Here is a 15,759-nt window from a genome sequence, read left to right on the forward strand (position 1 = left end):
CGGTCCTCCGGCCCGCCGGGCCGGGGCGCCCGGCCGTCCTCCGGCCCGACTTCTACGCCGGGCCGCGCGCCGCGGGCTCCCCGTGCCAGGACCGCCACAGCGCCGCGTACACCCCGTCCGCCGCCACCAGGGCGTCGTGCGTGCCCAGTTCGGAGAGGCGGCCGTCCTCCATGACCGCCACCCGGTCCGCGTCGTGCGCGGTGTGCAGGCGGTGGGCGACGGCGACGACCGTACGGCCCTCGAGCACCGCGGCCAGCGCGCGTTCCGCGTGCCGGGCGGTCGCCGGGTCGAGCAGGGCCGTCGCCTCGTCGAGGACCAGCGTGTGCGGGTCGGCCAGCACCACGCGCGCCAGGGCGAGCTGCTGCGCCTGCGGGCCGTCGGTGGGGTGGCCGCCCTCGCCCAGCTCGGTGTCGAGGCCGTGCGGCAGCTCCCGCACCCAGCCGTCCGCGCCCACCACCGCCAGCGCCGCCCACAGCTCCTCGTCCCCGGCGTCCGGTGCGGCGATCCGCAGATTGTCCCGGACCGACCCCAGGAACACGTGGTGCTCCTGGGTCACCAGCACCACCTGCCGGCGCAGCCGCTCCGGGTCCAGCGACGCCACCGGCACCCCGCCCACGGTCACGCTCCCGGCGGCCGGCGCGTCCACCCCCGCCAGCAGCCGGCTCAGCGTCGTCTTGCCCGCGCCCGAAGGACCCACCACCGCCAGCCGTTCACCCGGCGTCAGCGTCAGGTCCACCCCGCGCAGCACCTCGCCGCCCCCGTCGTACGCGTAGCGCACGCCGGTCACGTCGATGCGGGCGTCCGCCGGGTCCGGGGCGTCCCCGCGCCCGGCCGCGCGCGGCACCCGCGCCAGCCCCTCCACCCGCGCGAACGAGGCCCCGCTGGACTGGAGTTGCTCAAGCCGCATCAGCACCTCGTCCAGCGGACCGCTCAGCTGCAGCAGGTACAGCGAGGTCGCCACCACCGCGCCCAGGCTCACCGCGCCCCGCGCGTGCAGCCATCCGCCGCACAGCAGCACCCCCGCCACCGGCACGATGTACGACAGCTCGACCACCGGGAAGAACACCGAACGCAGGAACAGCGTGCGCATACGGGTGCGCCGGGACGTCTCCAGCGCCTCCCGGCTCGCCCGGATCCGTCGCTCCTCCATCCGGAACGCCTCCACCGTGCGGGCGCCCGCCGCCGTCGACGCGACCACCTCCGCCACGTCCGAGTTGGCCGCGCCCTCGGCGAGGTACGCGTCCCGGGCCCGCCGCAGGTACCAGCGCAGCACCAGCCAGATCGGGGTGAGGCACAGCAGCCCCAGCGCGCCCAGCACCGGGTCCACGACCAGGATCGCGACCGTCACGAACAGCGACTGCACCGCGTTGACCAGCAGGGCGGGGCCGGCGTCGCGCAGCGTGGTGCCCACGGCGGTCACGTCCGCCGTGCCCCGCGTCGTCAGATCGCCGGTGCCGGCCCGCTCCACCACGGCGGACGGCAGCGCCAGCACCCGGTCCACGAACCGCTCCCGCACACGCGCCAGCGTCCGCTCGCCGAACCGGTGCCCCACGTACCGCGCCCAGCGGGACAGCAACAACTGCGCCACCGCGCACGCCAGGATGACCGGGGCCAGCCGGTCGACGACCGAGGTGCCGGCGCCCGCCCGCACCTCGTCGACGATCCGCCCGAGCAGCCAGGGCCCGGCCAGACCGGCCAGGGCGGCCGCGCCGTTCAGCGCCAGCACCCCCGCGAAGACCCGCCCGTCCGCCCGCACCAACTCCGCGGCGGCCCGGCGCACATCGGCCGGTTCCGCCACGGGCAGCCGCTCGCCGCTCATCGGGCCACCTCCCCGGGAGCGCCCAGCACGACGTCCGACGCGTGTACACCCGTCGGTTCCGCCACACCCTGCTCCACCTGCTCTACTTCCCTCGCCACCAGCCGCCGGTACTCCGGCTCGCCGCCCAGCAGTTCACGGTGCGTGCCGCTCGCCGTCACCTTGCCGTCGGCCAGGAACAGCACCCGGTCGGCCCGGTCCAGGACCAGCGGCGAGGCGGTCACCAGCACCGTCGTACGGCCCTCGCGCGCCGCGCGCAGCCGGTCGGCGACCAGGGCCTCGGTGTGCGCGTCCAGCGCCGACGTCGGCTCCACGGCCAGCAGCACCTCCGGGTCGGCGAGCAGCGCCCGCGCCAGCCGGACCCGCTGCCGCTGACCGCCCGACAGGCTGCGGCCCTGCGCGGACACCACCGAGTCGAGCCCCTCGGGCAGCCCGCGCACCACGTCGTCGGCGGCCGCCGCGCGCAGCGCGGCCGGCACCCGCGCGTCGGACGCCTCACCCCGGCCCGCGACCACCTCGCGCAGCGGGCCCGCGAACAGCGCGGCCTCCGGCTCGGCGACCAGGATCCGCTCCCGCACCCGGGCGAGCGCGACCTCGTCCAGCCGTACCCCGCCCCAGGTGACTTCGGACGGCGTGTACCGCCGAGCCGGTCCACCACGGCCGCCGCGTCCGCGGGCCGGGCGCACACCAGCGCGGTCAGCCGGCCCGGCAGCACCCGCACCCCGGACTCCGGGTCCTCCAGCGCGGACGGCTCGGCCGGCGGCTCGGCGGTGGCCGCGTCCGGCGGCGGCTGCATCCGCAGCAGGGCCGCCACCCGGCCGGCCGCGACCACGCCCCGGCTCAGGTAGTAGCCGCACTCGATCAGGAACATCACCGGCCACACCAGGACGGTCACGTACCCGTACACCGCCACCAGTTCGCCGACGGTGATGTCCCCCTGCGCGGCCTGCCGTGCCGCGATCCAGGTCACCACCGCGAGGAACAGCGTCGGCAGCCCGGCGGCCAGCGCCTGCATCCAGCTGGTCACCGCCCCCACCCGGTAGCCCTGCTCCCGCAGCCGCCCCGAGTCGCGGCGGAACGCGTCCGCGACCAGACCCTTGCCGCCGAGCCCGCTCAGTACCCGCAGCCCGCCCGCGAGATCCCCGATCCGCGCGGTCAGCACCCCCTGCCGTTCGCGGTACTCCGTCTCCGCGCCCCGCAGCCGCCCGGCGAGCGGTCCCACCACGAGCCCGATCACCGGAACCCCCAGCAGCACCACCACGGCCAGCAGCGGAGACACCGACAGCAGCAGCCCCGCCACCGCCGCGTACGCCACGACCGCGCCGAACCCCGGGCCGACGGCGGTGAGCGACTGGGCGATCACCTGCACGTCGCCCACGCCGATCGTGACGACCTCCCCGGCCCCCGCCCGCCGGTGCAGGGCCGCGCCCAGCCGCACGGTGTGCCCGACGACCACCTTCACCGTGCGGAAGTTGGCGTCCATCCGCACCTTCGTCATCGTGCGGTGCCGCATCACGCTCAGCCAGGCGTTGAAGGCGGTCACCCCGACCAGGGCGGCGGCCCAGCCGGCCAGCGCCGTCATGTCGCCGGTCGCGAGCCCGTCGTCCACGGCCCGGGACATCAGGTACGGCGTGGACGCCAGCAGCACCATCCACACGCTGCCGTACACCGCCCCCGCCGCGCAGCGCCCCGGCTGCCGGCGCACCAGCCACCACAGATAGCGGGCCCCGCCGCGCCCGTCGGGCGTGCCGGGATCTCCGTAGGCGTCGATCACGTGCGCTGTCCTCCCCCTGCGGCCCGGCGGCCGGCGTTCCTTGTCGGTCGTCTCACGGGCGCGAGGCGGAACGGCGCGAGCGTGGCCCGTACCTGGTCGGCGGCGCCCCAGTCGGGCTCGAACTGGGCGATCACGGCCAGGTGCTGACGCAGCTGGAGGACCGGCATCCGCTCCCGCCAGCCGTCGTCGAGGCCGGTCAGCTCCGCGTACATCTCGAAGAACACCCGCGCCTCGGGCGGCGGCGCGGTCGTCCACAGATGGGCGAGGTCCACCTCGGCCCAGGTGTACGACACGGCCGGGTCGATCAGCGCGGGCCGGCCGTCGGGCGTGGCCATCACGTTCTGCGCCCACAGGTCGCCGTGGGTCAGACAGGCGGGCCGCTCCGGCAACACCTCGGGCAGCCGGTCGCACAGCCGCTCCAGCGCCCGGCGGTCGGCCGCGTCCAGCGCCGCACGGACGCGGGGCTCCTCCAGCCAGCGCAGCAGACGGTGCCGGGCGAAGAACTCGAACCCGTCGTCGGTCCAGGTGTTGACCTGACGGCGGCGGCCCAGCCAGTTGTCCCGGTGCCAGCCGAACCGGTCGTGGCGCGTGGCGGTGTGCAGGCGGGCGAACGCGTGCGCGCACTCCTCCCAGAACGCCTTCGTGTCCGGCCGGGGACGCAGCACCGACAGCACGAGCAGGTCCCGTTCCGCGAGCAGCACGTCCGGTGTGACGACCCCGCCCCTCTCCCGCAGCACGGCCAGCCCCTCCGCCTCCGCCGCGAAGGCGTCGTCCGCCGGCGGCTCGCCGAACGCCTTCACGAACAGAGGGGTGCCGTCCGCGCGGCGGGCCAGACCCGCGGTCGCGGCGAGACCCCCGGCGGCCGGCTCGACCGCGCCGACGTCCGTCAGCCCGGCCGCGTGCAGCCGCGCGAGCAGCAGCGGCGTCGCCTCCGTCACGGGTGTGCTCCTCTCGGTCGGTTTCCCGGCGCGCACCCGGAAGCCGGGCCCGCGACGACGGCGGTCGTCAGGCCAGGCTGTCCCTCCAGGCCCGGTGCAGGTCCGCGAACCGGCCCGCGCCGCCGATGAGTTCGTCCGGGGTGCCGTCCTCCACGATCCGCCCGTGCTCCATCACCAGCACCCGGTCCGCGATCTCCACGGTGGACAGCCGGTGCGCGATCACCACGGCCGTACGGCCCTTCAGCACCGTCGCCATGGCCCGCTGCACCGCCCGCTCACCGGGGATGTCCAGCGAGCTGGTCGCCTCGTCGAGGATCAGCACCGCCGGGTCCGCCAGCAGCGCCCGCGCGAACGCCACCAACTGCCGCTGCCCCGCCGAGATACGGCCGCCGCGCTTGCGGACGTCCGTGTCGTAGCCGTCGGGCAGCGCGGCGATGAAGTCGTGCGCGCCGATCTCCCTGGCCGCCTGCTCGATCTCCTCGCGGGTGGCCTCCGGACGGCCGATCGCGATGTTCTCGGCGACCGTCCCGGAGAACAGGAACGCCTCCTGCGTCACCATCACCACCTCGCGCCGCAGGTGCCGTCCCGTCAGGTCGCGCAGGTCCACCCCGTCGAGCAGCACCCGCCCGTCGCTGGGGTCGTAGAAGCGGGCGAGCAGCTTCGCCAGCGTCGACTTGCCCGCGCCGGTGGAGCCGACCACGGCGACGGTCTGCCCGGCCGGCAGGGTGAGGCCGAAGCGGGGCAGCACCTCGCCGCCGGTGCGGTACGCGAACCGCACGTCGTCGAAGACCACCTCCCGCCCGGGGAGACCGGAGCGCCGGTCCGGCAGCTCACGGGGCGCCGCCGGCTCCGGCACGGACGGGGTCTGCGCCAGCAGCCCGGCGATCTTCTCCAGCGAGGCAGCCGCCGACTGGTACGAGTTGAGGAACATGCCCAGCCGGTCGATCGGGTCGTACAGCCGCCGCAGATACAGCACGGCCGCCGCCAGCACACCGAGCGCCAGCGTCTCCCCGGCCACGCGGTAGGCGCCCCACAGCGCGATCAGCGCGACCGTGGTGTTGGCGGTGATCCGGGAGCCGACGACGTACCGGGCCATCTCGAGCAGCGCGTCGCCGTTGGTCTTCTCGTGCCGCCGGTTCAGCACCGCGAAGTCCGCGTCGTTGGCCGCCTCGCGGCGGAAGGCGCGCACCGGGCGGATGCCGTTCATCGTCTCGACGAACTTCACGATCACCGCGGCGATCGCCGTCGACCGCTTCCGGTAGACCCGCTGCGCCCGCCGCTGGTAGGACCGCACCAGCAGGTACAGCGGCACGAACGACGCCACCGCCACCGCGCCGAGACCCAGGTCCAGCCAGAGCAGCAGCACCGAGATGTACACGGCGGACAGGATGGTCATCACCAGTTCCTGCAGGCCCTCCTCCAGCAGCTCCCGCAGCGACTCGACGTCGGTGGTGGAGCGGGAGATCAGCCGGCCGGAGGTGTAGCGCTCGTGGAAGTCCACGCTCAGCGCCTGCGCGTGCCGGAAGATCCGGCCGCGCAGATCCAGCAGCACGTCCTGGCTGACCCGGGCGGAGGCGGTGATGAACGCGTACTGCAGCGCCCCGGCCGCCGACGCGCACAGCAGATAGCCCACCGCCACCGCGATCAGCGGCCCGTGGTCGCTGTCGCGGAACGCGGGCACCGCGTGGTCGATCGCGTACGCCACCAGCAGCGGTCCCGCCTGCACGGCGGCCTGCCCGAGCAGCAGGAACAGCACGGCGACCGCGACCCGGCCGCGCATCGGCGCGAGCAGGGAGCGCAGCAGCGCGCCGGTGGCGCCCGGGGGAGTGGGCAGCACGTCCCGGTCGAAGGGGTCGCCGCCGCCCTGCTCCGGCGACCGGTCGTCGTCCTCGTCGCGGACCGGTGCGGTCGTGGCCGCCGTCATCGCTGCTCCTCCCGTTCCCCCGCCGGGTCACCCGACATGAGGTGCGCGTACTCGGCATTGCCGCGCAGCAGTTCGTGATGGGTGCCGACCGCCGTGATCCGCCCGCCGGACAGCAGCGCCACCCGGTCGGCGAGCAGCACGGTGGACGGGCGGTGCGCCACGATCAGCGCCGTGGTGTCGGCGAGCACCCGGCGCAGCGCGGCCTCGACCGCGGCCTCGGTGTGCACGTCCAGCGCGGACAGCGGGTCGTCCAGCACCAGGAAGCCGGGGCGCCCCACGACCGCGCGGGCCAGCGCGAGCCGCTGCCGCTGCCCGCCGGACAGGCTCAGGCCCTGCTCGCCGACCTGCGTGGCGGTGCCCTGGGGCAGCGCGTGCGCGAAGTCGGCCTGGGCGACGGCCAGGGCGCGGTCCAGGTCCTCCTCGCCGCTGCCGCCGCCCATCAGGACGTTCTCGCCGACGGTCGCGGAGAACAGCGTGGGCTCCTCGAAGGCCACGGCCACCCGCGAGCGCAGCTCCTCCCGGGACATGTCCTGGATGTCCCGTCCGTCGAGGGTGATGCGCCCCTCGGTGACCTCGTGCAGCCGGGGCACCAGCGCGGTCAGCGTGGTCTTGCCGCTGCCGGTCGCCCCGACCAGCGCCAGCGACTCGCCGGGCCGGACGTGCAGGTCGACGCGGTCCAGCACGGGCGGCGAGTCCTCGGGCGCGTCCGGGTAGCGGAAGGTGACGTTCTCGAACCGCAGCCCGCCCTCACGGGAGGCGCCGTTCTTCGCCGGGATCGCCGGGGCGCCCGACTCCGGCTCGGCGTCCATCACCTCGAAGTACCGCTCGGTGGCCGTCGCCGCCTCCTGGCTCATCGCCAGCAGGAAGCCGATGGAGTCCACCGGCCAGCGCAGCGCCAGCGCCGTGGACAGGAACGCCACGAGGGTGCCCGCCGACAGCTCGCCGTCCGCCACCCGCACGGCGCCCAGCACCAGCGCGGCGCCGACGGCCAGTTCGGGCAGGGTCACGATGATGCCGAGGATCGCCGCCAGCAGCCGCGCCTTGTGCAGCTCGGTGCCCCGCAGCTTCCCCGACAGCTCCCGGAACGCCCGCGCCTGGCTGCGGTGCCGGCCGAACCCCTTGATGATCCGGATGCCGAGCACGCTCTCCTCGACCACGGTCGTCAGATCGCCCACCTGGTCCTGCGCCTGACGGGCCGCCCGCGAGTACTGCTTCTCGAACACCACGCAGGTGATCAGCACGGGCACCGCCGGGATCAGGATGACCAGCCCCAGCGTCCAGTCCTGGACCAGCATGATGATCACGCCCACCAGGATCGTCACGCCGTTGACCAGCAGGAAGGTCAGCGGGAACGCGAGGAACATACGCAGCAGCATGAGGTCCGTGGTGGCCCGGGACAGCAGCTGGCCGGAGGCCCAGCGGTCATGGAAGGCGATCGGCAGCCGCTGCAGGTGCCGGTAGAGGCCGGCCCGCATCTCCGCCTCGACGTGCGACAGGGGCCGCGCCACCAGCCAGCGCCGGAACCCGAACAGCAGCGCCTCGGCGAGCCCGAGCAGCAGCAGGTACAGCGCGCCGAGCCACACCCCCGCCGGGTCCCGGTCGGCGATCGGGCCGTCGACCATCCACTTGAGCACCAGCGGGATGACCAGCCCGATGCAGGACGCCAGGACGGCGATGAACGCGGCGGTGAACAGGCGCGCCCGCACGGGCCGCACGTACGGCCACAGCCGCAGCAGCGTCCGCACGGTGGAGCGGGGTTCCCGGGGAGAAGGTGTAGTGGGCATCAGCAGTGAGAGTACGGTTCGCCACTGACGCTGCCCACCGAATTCCGGCCCGGTCCGCCTCGTCCGCGAGTCCTGCGACCGCCGTGCCGACGCGCCCGTACCTCGGCGAACGTCCGTCACGGGCCCGGGAGTCGTACCACCCCATCGGCCGATCGGACGATGCGCGGACGAGCGCGACGGCCGATGTCCGCGCGCTCCCTCCACCGCGACACTGACCGTCATGTCCGTCATCGACGTCACCGACCTGCGCAAGGCCTACGGCGGCAGGACCGCCGTCGACGGGGTGTCCTTCTCCGTCGACGAGGGCGAGATCTTCGGGATCCTCGGCCCCAACGGCGCCGGCAAGACCACCACCGTGGAGTGCGTGGAAGGCCTGCGCGTCCCCGACGCCGGCCGGGTCCGGGTCGCCGGGCTCGACCCCGTCGCCGACCACGCCGAGGTCACCCGCGTCCTCGGCGCGCAGCTCCAGCAGAGCGAACTCCAGCCGAAGCTGACCGTCCGCGAGGCCCTGGAGCTCTACGCCTCCTTCCACCCCCGCCCCGCCGACTGGCGGCCGCTCGCCGAACGGCTCGGCTTGACCGCGAAGCTGACCACCCGGTTCGCGAAGCTGTCCGGCGGCCAGAAACAGCGCCTGTTCATCGCGCTCGCCCTCATCGGCAACCCGCGGATCGTGGTGCTGGACGAGCTGACCACCGGTCTCGACCCGCGCGCCCGGCGCGACACCTGGGAACTCATCGAGGACGTCCGCGCGGGCGGCGTCACCGTCCTCCTCGTCACCCACTTCATGGAGGAGGCCCAGCGCCTCTGCGACCGCATCGCCGTCATCGACCAGGGACGCGTCGCCGCCCTCGACACCCCGGCGGGACTCGTCCGCCGCTCGGCCGGGGCCACCGTCATCAGCTTCACCCCGTCCGCCCCGCTCGACGACGCCCACATCGACGCGCTGCCCGGGCTCGCCTCGGCCGCCCGCAAGGACGGCCGGATCACCTTGTCCGGCACCGACGACACCGTGAACGCGGTCCTCACCCTCCTCGCCCGCTCCCACGTCACCGCCCACCAGTTGCGCGTCACGGACGCGACCCTGGACGACGCCTTCCTGGACCTCACGGAGAGCCCCGCATGAGCACCGGACCCGTCAACACGGCAGTTCTGCGCACCGAGTTCCGCCTCTTCCGGCGCGAACCCGCCGGCATCTTCTGGATCATGCTCTTCCCGACCCTGCTGCTGGCGGTCCTCGGCTCCATCCCCTCCTTCCGCGAGGCCGACCCGGCCCTCGGCGGACTGCGCCCCGTCGACGCCTACGTGCCGGTCACCCTCCTCCTCGGCCTGATCATCGGCGGACTGCAGGGCATGCCGCCCACCCTCACCGGCTACCGCGAGACCGGCATCCTGCGCCGGATGTCCACCACACCGGTCCGTCCGTCCGCCCTGCTCGCCGCGCAGATGACGGTGCTCGGCGCCGCCTCCCTGGTCTCCGCGCTGCTCACCCTCGCCGTCGGCCGGCTCGCCTTCGGCGTGGCCCTGCCCAGGCAGCCGCTCGGCCACCTCCTGGCGCTGCTGCTCGCCCTGGCCGCCTCCCTCGCCCTCGGCGCGCTGCTCAGCGCCCTCTCCCGCACCGCGAAGATCGCCACCGCGGCCGGCTCCGCCGCGCTGTTCCCGGCCATGTTCACCGCGGGCGTGTGGCTCCCCGTCGAGGCCATGCCCGAGCTGATGGCGGACATCGTCGGGTGGACCCCGTTCGGCGCGGCCGCCCGGGCGCTCGACGCGGCCTCGGCGGGCCACTGGCCGGGCGCGGCGCACCTCGCGGTGACGGCCGGCTGGGCGGTGCTGCTCACGGCCGGCGCGGTGCGCTGGTTCCGCTGGGAGTGAGGGCGGCGGTGCCGGACACTGGTGCGATGACGGAATCGGCCCGACTCGAGGACCGCTGGGCGGTGTTCGACCGCTGGGGCCCCTACGGACTGCTGGTGCTGGGCGCCGTGCTGGCCTGGGCGAGCGCCGACGCCCTGGACATGAGCACCGGCGAACGGCAAACCGCCGGCGCCCTCACCGCCGGGGCCGTCGCCGTGGAGCTGTGGTGGGGCGTGCGCTCACGCACCCGGTCGCCCGGACCGTCCGCGGCGGGCATCCGGCAGTACGTCCTGCGCTGGGCCCTCGGCTTCGCCCTGACCTGGCTGAACCCGCTGTTCGCCTTCTACGCCGTCATCGGCTACTTCAGCACCGAGCGCCTGCTGCCGCGTGCGCTGCGCAAGGCGGGCCTGTGCGCCACCGCCGTGACCTTGGCCGGCTCCCAGTCCGGCGGACTGCCGCCGCACGACGGGCTCGGCTGGACGCTGTTCGGTGCCCTGCTGGCCGCCAACGGCATCCTGGTCCTGCTCTTCGGACACTTCGCCGACCTGGAGGAGGACCGCGGCCGGGCCCGCCTGGCCACCATCGCCGAACTCGAGCGCACCAACACCGCGTTGCAGCGGGCCCTCGACGAGAACGCCGCTCTGCACTCCCAGCTGCTCGTCCAGGCGCGTGAGGCCGGGGTCGCCGACGAGCGCCGCAGGCTCGCCGCCGAGATCCACGACACCCTGGCCCAGGGCCTGACCGGCATCATCGCCCAGCTCCAGGTCGCCGCGAACACCCCCGACCCGGTCGCCGGACGCGCCCGTCTGGACCGGGCCCTCGCCCTGGCCCGCGAGAGTCTCGGCGAGGCCCGCCGCTCCGTGCACAACCTCGCCCCGGTCGCCCTCGCCGACGGCGGCCTGCCCGGCGCCCTGCGCAGGACCGTCGCCGAATGGAGCCAACACAGCGATGTGAAGGCCGAGTTCACCGTCACCGGGACCGTCGAGCCGCTGCACGACGAGATGGCGGCCACCCTGCTGCGCATCGCCCAGGAGGCCCTCGCCAACACCGCGCGCCACGCGGGGGCCACCCGCGCCGGCGTCACCCTCTCCTACATGGGCGACGAGGTGACCCTCGACATCCGCGACGACGGCCGGGGCTTCGACCCGCTCGCCGTCCGCGCGCGCACCTCCGCCGGCGGCTTCGGCCTCGGCGGGATGCGGGCCCGCGCCGAACGCGTCGCCGGGTCCCTCACGGTCGAGTCCGAGCCGGGCGGCGGCACGGCGGTCTCGGCTCGCGTACCGTTGGTCCGCCATGACCCGTGACACCGTGCCCGACGAGGCCGCCGAGCCCGTGATCACCCTGCTGGTCGTCGACGACCATCCGGTCGTCCGGGACGGCCTGCGCGGCATGTTCGAGTCCGCGCCCGGCTTCCGTGTGCTGGGCGAGGCGGCCGACGGCGCGGCGGCGCTCCGGCGGGCGGAAGAGCTGGACCCCGACGTGATCCTGATGGACCTGCGGATGCCCGGCACGGGCGGCGTCGAGGCCATCCGCGAGCTGACCCGCCGGGGCGCCCGCGCCCGGGTGCTGGTGCTCACCACGTACGACACCGACTCCGACACCCTGCCCGCGATCGAGGCGGGCGCGACCGGCTATCTGCTCAAGGACGCCCCGCGCGAGGAGCTGTTCGCGGCCGTCCGCGCCGCGGCCGAGGGGCGTTCCGTGCTGTCCCCGGCCGTCGCCTCCCGGCTGGTGTCCGCCGTCCGCGCGCCCCGCACCCCGGGCGCGGAGCCGCTGTCCGCGCGGGAGAGGGAGGTGCTGGCGCTGGTCGCCAAGGGCACCTCCAACCGGGAGATCGCCCGCGAGCTGTTCATCAGCGAGGCCACCGTGAAGACGCATCTGACGCACATCTTCGCCAAGCTGGGCGCCAAGGACCGGGCCGCGGCGGTGGCGACGGCGTACGACCGGGGCATCCTGGGCTGACGGCGGACCCGCGCACGCCGGACGTCAGCGCAGCACCCGCAGCAGCACCACCGACCGCCCCGGCACCGTCATCGGCGCCCCCGCCCGGTGCACCACGCCCGGCGCGCGGTCCTGCTCCTCCCGCGCCGTGTCGACGACCACCTCGTACCGCTCGGCCCACGGAGGCCCCGGCAGGGCGAAGTCCACCGGCTCCGCGCCCGCGTGCAGGACCGCCAGGAAGCTGTCGTCGAGCACCGGCGCGCCCTGCTCGTCGCGCCCCGGGATGTCCCGCCCGGAGAGGTACATACCGAGCGTGGCGGCCGGCGCGTACCAGTCGTCCTCCGTCATCTCCCGGCCGTGCGGGGTGAACCACGCCAGGTCGCGCAGCCCGTCCGCGGAGTGCGCCCGGCCGGAGAAGAAGGAGCGGCGGCGCAGCACCGGATGCCGGTGGCGCAGGGCGATCAGCCGCGAGGTCAGCTCCCGCAGCGGACGCCACTCGGGGTCGTCGCGCAGGCCCCAGTCCACCCAGCCGATCTCGTTGTCCTGGCAGTAGGCGTTGTTGTTGCCGCGCTGGGTGCGGCCCATCTCGTCGCCCGCCACCAGCATCGGCACGCCCGTCGACAGCAGCAGTGTGGTCAGCAGGTTCCGCAGCTGCTGCCGCCGCAGGGCGCGCACGTCCGGGTCGCCGGTCTCGCCCTCCGCGCCGCAGTTCCAGGACCGGTTGTCGTCCGTGCCGTCGCGGTTGCCCTCCCCGTTGGCCTCGTTGTGCTTGCGGTCGTACGACACCAGGTCGCGCAGGGTGAAGCCGTCGTGCGCGGTGACGAAGTTGACCGAGGCGTACGGCCGCCGCCCGCCCCAGGCGTACAGGTCGCTGGAGCCGGACAGCCGGTAACCCATCTCCCGCACGTCCGGCAGCGCGTGGCGCCAGAAGTCCCGTACGGCGTCCCGGTAGCGGTCGTTCCACTCCGTCCACAGGGGAGGGAAGGCGCCCACCTGGTAGCCGCCCGAGCCGACGTCCCACGGCTCCGCGATCAGCTTCACCCGGCGCAGCACCGGGTCCTGCGCGATCACGGCGAGGAACGGGGAGAGCATGTCGACGTCGTGCATGGAGCGGGCCAGCGCCGCCGCCAGGTCGAAGCGGAAGCCGTCGACGCCCATCTCCGTCACCCAGTACCGCAGCGAGTCGGTGATCAGCCGCAGCACGTGCGGCTGGACGACGTGCAGGGTGTTGCCGCAGCCGGTGTAGTCGGCATACCGGCGGGCGTCGGGCTGGAGGCGGTAGTAGCCGCGGTTGTCGATGCCCTTGAGGGACAGCGTGGGGCCCAGCTCGCCGGCCTCGGCGGTGTGGTTGTAGACGACGTCGAGGATCACCTCGATGCCGGCCGCGTGCAGCGCGCGCACCATCCGCTTGAACTCGCCGACCTGCTGCCCGGCCGTCCCGGAGGCCGCGTAGGCGGCGTGCGGGGCGAAGTAGCCGATGGAGTTGTAGCCCCAGTAGTTGCGCAGGCCCCGGCGCAGCAGATGGTCCTCGTGCGCGAACTGGTGCACAGGCAGCAGCTCGACCGCCGTCACGCCCAGCCGGCTCAGGTGCTCGATCGCCGCGGGGTGCGCGAGCCCCGCGTAGGTGCCGCGCAGCTCGGGCGGGATGTCCGGGTGGCGCTGCGTGAAGCCCTTGACGTGCAGCTCGTAGATGACCGAGTCGGCCCACGGCGTCTTCGGCCGCCGGTCGTCCGCCCAGTCGTCGTCGTCATGCACGACCACGCCCTTCGGCACGTACGGCGCCGAGTCCCGGTCGTCCCGCACGGTGTCCGCGACATGCTGCTCCGGCCAGTCCCGGACGTGCCCGTACACCTCGGGTGGCAGCGTGAAGTCCCCGTCCACCGCACGCGCGTACGGATCGAGCAGCAGCTTCGCCGGGTTCCAGCGCCCGCCCGTCCACGGGTCCCAGCGGCCGTGCACCCGGTAGCCGTACCGCTGCCCCGGCATCACCCCCGGCACGAAGCCGTGCCAGATGCCGTGCGTCAGCTCGGTCAGCGGGGCCCGGCTCTCCCGGCCGTGCTCGTCGAACAGGCACAGCTCCACGCCCTCCGCCCTGCCCGCCCACAGCGCGAAGTTGGTCCCCGCCACCCCGTCCGGGCCGGTGCGGAACCGGGCGCCCAGCGGCGTCGGCCGGCCCGGCCGGACGGGCACCGTGGGCACGGGCCGCGCCGGCCGCGCGCCGTTCACGACGACGGCCGGGCGCCCGTCCCCGGTGGCCCGCTCTCCGGCCACCGCCTCCTGCTCGGCTGCGCTGGACACCTGTCAGCCTCCCGCGGCTCGTGGGGGACGACGGCGGACAGGTGAGCCACGGCCCGTGCGGCTGCGGCCGCGGCTCCCCGGTGCGTCGTCCTCCCACAGTTCTGCCCAGAGCGCGCCTCGCACTCACGTTTCCCCGAGGGGCGGCACGGTCGTTTCCCGGAGGCGAGGCCCGTCGTTGGGTACCGCGTGAGGCACGTACAAGGGCGCGCACGGCGCGCGAGGGCCGCGCTGGCCGTCGTAGTGACATGGGCAGGACTGCTGACCGCGACCGCCGGGTGCAGCCCGGAGGGTCCCCTCCCGGGGGCCTTCGGGCCGCCGGGACGCGGGGACGTCATCCAGGTGTCCCCGCACGACGGCAGCAAGGGCGTACGCCCCGGCGAGCCGCTGCGGGTGCGGGTGGCCGAGGGACGGCTGGAGTCGGTGAAGACGGTCGTGTCGCAGGACGCGCGCGAGACACCGGTCCCGGGCCGGATCTCCGAGGACGGGCGCACGTGGAAGCCCGACGACGAACGGCTGGCGCTCGCCGCGAAGTACACCGTCGACGCGGTCGCCGTGGACGGCTCGGGACGCCGATCCGCCCGGCACGCCACGTTCGCCACGCACGTCCCGGAGGAACGCTTCATCGGCTACGTCGCCCCTGAGGACCGCTCCACCGTCGGCACCGGGATGATCGTCTCCCTGGAGTTCAACCGGAAGATCACCCGCCGCGCCGCCGTGGAGCGCGCGGTCAGGGTCACGGCGCGGCCGGCCGTCGAGATCCGCCCGCACTGGTTCGGCGACACCCGCCTGGACTTCCGCCCCGAGGACTACTGGAAGCCCGGCACCCAGGTCACCGTCGACCTGAACCTGCGCGACGTCGAGGGCGCGCCCGGCGTCTACGGCCTTCAGCGCCGCACCTTCACCTTCACCGTCGGCCGCAGCCAGGTGTCCGTGGTCGACGCCTCCGCCCACACCATGCGGGTACGGCGGGACGGGGAGCTGCTCACCACCGTGCCGGTCACGGCGGGCGCGGCGAAGACGCCCACGTACAACGGCAAAATGGTGATCACCGAGATGCTCGAGGTCACCCGCATGAACAGCCGCACGGTCGGCTTCGGCGGCGAGTACGACATCCCCGACGTCCCGCACGCCATCCGGCTGACCAGCTCCGGCACCTTCCTGCACGGCAACTACTGGGCCGGCTCCGAGGTGTTCGGCAGCGACAACGTCAGCCATGGCTGTGTCGGCCTGCGCGACGTGAAGGGCGGCAGCCCGGACACTCCGGCGGGCTGGTTCTTCGACCGCAGTCTGATCGGCGACGTCGTCGAGGTGGTGAACAGCAAGGACCGGACCGTCGCGCCGGACAACGGGCTCGGCGGCTGGAACATGAACTGGAAGGAGTGGAAGGCGGGAAGCGCGGTGAACGGCCGCTGACCGCACCCCCTCGGCCGGACCGT

10 protein-coding genes and 1 pseudogene are annotated in these 15,759 nt (G+C 74.6%); 5 read left to right on the forward strand and 6 right to left on the reverse strand.

Features of this window, described 5'->3' with window-relative positions; all coding sequences use genetic code 11:
- Positions 1 to 52 precede the first annotated feature (52 nt).
- The 5 genes and pseudogenes from AY578_RS23115 to AY578_RS23135 form a co-directional block, all read right to left on the reverse strand.
- The gene (locus AY578_RS23115; RefSeq protein WP_136239253.1) at positions 53 to 1,819 is read right to left on the reverse strand and encodes an ABC transporter ATP-binding protein; all 1,767 of its coding nucleotides are present in this window, start codon (positions 1,817 to 1,819) and stop codon (positions 53 to 55) included.
- A pseudogene (locus AY578_RS23120) lies at positions 1,816 to 3,590 on the reverse strand (ABC transporter transmembrane domain-containing protein). The gene AY578_RS23115 and the pseudogene AY578_RS23120 overlap by 4 nt, the downstream one beginning before the upstream one ends.
- Entirely contained in the window at positions 3,587 to 4,528 is a 942-nt protein-coding gene (locus AY578_RS23125) for a fructosamine kinase family protein (RefSeq protein WP_136239251.1), read from the reverse strand. Before AY578_RS23125 ends, AY578_RS23120 begins: the two are co-directional and overlap by 4 nt.
- A 67-nt stretch (positions 4,529 to 4,595) precedes the next feature.
- Positions 4,596 to 6,452, reverse strand: a complete 1,857-nt coding sequence (locus AY578_RS23130; protein WP_028961702.1) for an ABC transporter ATP-binding protein — start codon at positions 6,450 to 6,452, stop codon at positions 4,596 to 4,598.
- Complete coding sequence (locus AY578_RS23135; RefSeq protein WP_026243736.1) at positions 6,449 to 8,236, reverse strand: ABC transporter ATP-binding protein; 1,788 nt, start codon at positions 8,234 to 8,236, stop codon at positions 6,449 to 6,451. Before AY578_RS23135 ends, AY578_RS23130 begins: the two co-directional genes overlap by 4 nt.
- A 220-nt stretch (positions 8,237 to 8,456) precedes the next feature.
- Between AY578_RS23135 and AY578_RS23140 the strand changes: the two genes are divergently transcribed.
- From AY578_RS23140 to AY578_RS23155, 4 genes are read left to right on the forward strand one after another with little or no spacing between them, the layout of a single operon-like run.
- A complete protein-coding gene (locus AY578_RS23140; protein ID WP_136239249.1) occupies positions 8,457 to 9,359 on the forward strand; it encodes an ABC transporter ATP-binding protein in 903 nt (300 codons plus the stop codon).
- Positions 9,356 to 10,105: an ABC transporter permease gene (locus tag AY578_RS23145; protein ID WP_028961704.1), complete on the forward strand. Its 750-nt coding sequence runs from the start codon at positions 9,356 to 9,358 to the stop codon at positions 10,103 to 10,105. Before AY578_RS23140 ends, AY578_RS23145 begins: the two co-directional genes overlap by 4 nt.
- Before the next feature lie 26 nt (positions 10,106 to 10,131).
- Positions 10,132 to 11,388, forward strand: coding sequence for a sensor histidine kinase (locus AY578_RS23150; protein ID WP_258905098.1), 1,257 nt, complete (start codon positions 10,132 to 10,134; stop codon positions 11,386 to 11,388).
- Complete coding sequence (locus AY578_RS23155) at positions 11,378 to 12,046, forward strand: response regulator (protein WP_019524344.1); 669 nt, start codon at positions 11,378 to 11,380, stop codon at positions 12,044 to 12,046. The genes AY578_RS23150 and AY578_RS23155 overlap by 11 nt, the downstream gene beginning before the upstream one ends.
- A 24-nt stretch (positions 12,047 to 12,070) precedes the next feature.
- Here the strand turns inward: AY578_RS23155 and glgX are convergent, their stop codons facing one another.
- The gene (glgX, locus tag AY578_RS23160) at positions 12,071 to 14,323 is read right to left on the reverse strand and encodes a glycogen debranching protein GlgX (RefSeq protein WP_258905106.1); all 2,253 of its coding nucleotides are present in this window, start codon (positions 14,321 to 14,323) and stop codon (positions 12,071 to 12,073) included.
- 186 nt (positions 14,324 to 14,509) lie between these two features.
- Between glgX and AY578_RS23165 the strand changes: the two genes are divergently transcribed.
- On the forward strand, positions 14,510 to 15,736 hold the full coding sequence (locus AY578_RS23165) for a L,D-transpeptidase (RefSeq protein ID WP_215187902.1): 1,227 nt from the start codon (positions 14,510 to 14,512) through the stop codon (positions 15,734 to 15,736).
- Positions 15,737 to 15,759: the final 23 nt, after the last annotated feature.

The sequence above is a fragment of the Streptomyces thermocarboxydus genome (assembly GCF_024760485.1).
GTDB classification, from domain to species: domain Bacteria; phylum Actinomycetota; class Actinomycetes; order Streptomycetales; family Streptomycetaceae; genus Streptomyces; species Streptomyces cellulosae.

What these genes read in the sequence shown, in the direction of transcription:
- AY578_RS23115 (WP_136239253.1), bottom strand. Translation starts at nt 1,819, where the DNA reads ATGAGCGGCGAGCGGCTGCCCGTGGCGGAACCGGCCGATGTGCGCCGG.
- AY578_RS23130 (WP_028961702.1), bottom strand. Translation starts at nt 6,452, where the DNA reads ATGACGGCGGCCACGACCGCACCGGTCCGCGACGAGGACGACGACCGG.
- AY578_RS23135 (WP_026243736.1), bottom strand. Translation starts at nt 8,236, where the DNA reads ATGCCCACTACACCTTCTCCCCGGGAACCCCGCTCCACCGTGCGGACG.
- AY578_RS23140 (WP_136239249.1), top strand. Translation starts at nt 8,457, where the DNA reads ATGTCCGTCATCGACGTCACCGACCTGCGCAAGGCCTACGGCGGCAGG.
- AY578_RS23145 (WP_028961704.1), top strand. Translation starts at nt 9,356, where the DNA reads ATGAGCACCGGACCCGTCAACACGGCAGTTCTGCGCACCGAGTTCCGC.
- AY578_RS23150 (WP_258905098.1), top strand. Translation starts at nt 10,132, where the DNA reads ATGACGGAATCGGCCCGACTCGAGGACCGCTGGGCGGTGTTCGACCGC.
- AY578_RS23155 (WP_019524344.1), top strand. Translation starts at nt 11,378, where the DNA reads ATGACCCGTGACACCGTGCCCGACGAGGCCGCCGAGCCCGTGATCACC.